General features: G+C 64.1%; 3 protein-coding genes. 2 read left to right on the top strand and 1 reads right to left on the bottom strand.

The window, feature by feature from the left end:
• Nucleotides 1-551: NAD-binding protein (locus EN935_RS31180; protein WP_206534609.1), on the top strand; the 551-nt coding region annotated here is incomplete at its 5' end.
• A gap of 57 nt (nt 552-608) precedes the next feature.
• Here the strand turns inward: EN935_RS31180 and EN935_RS31185 are convergent.
• Nucleotides 609-1,418, bottom strand: coding sequence for a helix-turn-helix transcriptional regulator (locus EN935_RS31185; RefSeq protein WP_109658819.1), 810 nt, complete (start codon nt 1,416-1,418; stop codon nt 609-611).
• 108 nt (nt 1,419-1,526) lie between these two features.
• On the opposite strand from EN935_RS31185, the gene EN935_RS31190 reads away from it, so the two are divergent.
• Nucleotides 1,527-2,435: zinc-binding dehydrogenase (locus EN935_RS31190; protein WP_127373977.1), on the top strand; the 909-nt coding region annotated here is incomplete at its 3' end.

The following is a 2,435-nucleotide window of genomic DNA, read 5'->3' on the forward strand; positions in this document are numbered from 1 at the left end:
GGACGGCACCGCCTGTCGAGGCAAAGCCGGTTGGCCCGGCGACGGAACCGGGCCAGGTGGCCTCTGTTGCAGCCACGACGAAAGCGGAAGACGGGCCGCCGCCCAGGACAACCCTCACCGACCACGCCATCCTGATCGGTTATGGTCGCGTCGGCAGTCTCGTCGGGGCATCGTTGAAAGAAGCCGCCCTGCCCTTCCTCGTCGTCGAGGATGCCGACAAGACACTGGCGAGGCTGAAGGCCGATGGCATCGAGACGGTCTCCGGCAACGCGGCCAACGCCGAAGTGTTCGCCGCCGCCAATCCCGAAGGGGCGAAGCGGCTGATCCTGGCCATTCCCAATGCCTTCGAGGCCGGCCAGATCGTGCTCAGGGCACGTGCAGCCAACCCCGGCATCAACGTCATCGCCCGCGCCCATTCCGACGCCGAGGTCGAGCACCTCAAGGGCCTCGGCGCCGACACGGTGATCATGGGCGAGCGCGAGATCGCCCGCGGCATTGTCGAAGAGGTGCTTGGCCACAAGCCGTGGGCTGCCGAACCGTCCGCGGCCTGAGCCGACCGTGATTGGCGACAGGTTGCCGTGTCGATCGTCTGCTCGCAGGCGGGTTGATCACGCGACGAATGCAGAGCCGCCATGGAGCACGACACTGCTGAGGTATTTTGCCGGAGGCTTCCCCAGCGCCTTCTTGAACATCGTGATGAAGGCCGTGACAGATTCATAACCGAGATCGCCCGAAACCTGCTGCACGCTGGCGCCGGAGGCCAGCTCTCGTATTGCGACGATCAGGTGCAATTGCTGACGCCAGCGCCCGAAGCTTAAGCCAGTCTCCTTCACCACGAGACGGGCGAGACTGCTCTCACTGAGCGCAACGCGATTGGCCCATTCTGCCAATGTGCTGCGGTCGGCAGGATCTTGCGCCAACGCTTCGGCGATCCGCCGCAAGCGCGGCTCGGATGAGATCGGCAGATGCAGTTGCTGGACAGGCATGCGCGGCAGCTCGGTGAGCAGGGTTCTGGTCAGAAGCTCATCCCTCGCCTGATCGTCCTGCACACCATCGGATAGCTCAATGATCAGTTCGCGCAGCAGCGGCGAGATCGAGAGCGTGCAGCATCTGTCCGGCAGATCGGCAGCTCCCGGCTCGATATAGACGAAGAAAATACGGGCATTGGCGGTTGCGACATTGCTGTGCTCCATGCCGCTTGGAATCCACACCCCGCAATGAGGCGGCACCATCCACAGGCCGCTGGGGACGCGACATGTGACGCCACCTCCGAGTGCGAAGACGAGTTGGCCTTTGCGGTGCCAATGGGAGGGTACCTCCGCTCTGGTCTCGGGGACGTCGACGCGCACGGCAATCGCCGGCGCGGAAAGGTCATCCACATCGAAATTGAACCAAGGGTAGCGGAGGGGTTGTCTCATGATTGACTGTTTTTAGCGATCAGATTCTTTGATCTCTAAATTATTCAAAGGCAAAAATCGATAGGTTCCACTGCCGTGCGTCCAACGCGCAACAGTGAGGTGTGAACCATGCTTGCCCTAGTCATCTCTTCCGATAGCGCGACCGGGCTGAAGCTCGCGGAGCTCGACGAACCTCAGCCGGCCTCGAACGAAGCGCTTGTCTCGGTCCGCGCGACCTCGTTGAACCGCGGCGAACTGCGGCTGCTCGCCATCCGTCAGAGCGGCTGGATACCGGGCCAGGACATCGTCGGATTTGTCGAACAGGCAGCAGCCGATGGTTCCGGGCCAGCCATGGGCACAAGGGTTGCGGCTCTGGTCGACCAGGCCGGGTGGGCTGAACGGGTCGCCGTTCCAACCGACCGTCTCGCGGTCCTGCCTGATGACGTCAGCTTCGTTTCCGCAGCCACGCTTCCGGTCGCCGGCACGACGGCGCTGAGGACTTTGCGCCATGGCGGCGACCTGACCGGCCAGCAGGTCCTGATCACCGGCGCAAGCGGTGCGGTCGGTCGTTTCCAGATCCAGATCGCCCGCGAGCAAGGCGCCTCGGTGACCGCGGTCGCCGCCTCCCGGCACGGCGAGGACCTCCGCGGCCTTGGAGCCGAGCAGGTTGTCGAAGCGATCGAACTGGCCGAGGGACCGTTTTCGCTGATCACGGAGTCGGTGGGCGGCGAAAGCCTCGCACACGCGATCGAGCGCGTCGCACCTGGCGGGACCATCGTCATGTTCGGTTCAAGCAGTGGCGAACTCACGCCCATCGGATTCCGCCAGTTCGTTCCGGATCATGAAGGGGCAAGACTTCAGACTTTTGCCTACAACACGTCTGGTCCAGGCATTGGCGAGGACATCGCCTCGCTGCTCGCTCTGGTCGCCGCCGGCCGGCTCGAAACGCGCGTGGCCCTGACCGTGCCGTGGACCGACATCGCCCAAGCCCTGGACGCGCTGCGGCAGCGCAGCTTCAGCGGCAAGGCTGTTCTCACC

It is taken from the genome of Mesorhizobium sp. M7D.F.Ca.US.004.03.1.1 (assembly GCF_003998635.1).
GTDB classification, from domain to species: Bacteria; Pseudomonadota; Alphaproteobacteria; order Rhizobiales; family Rhizobiaceae; genus Mesorhizobium; species Mesorhizobium loti.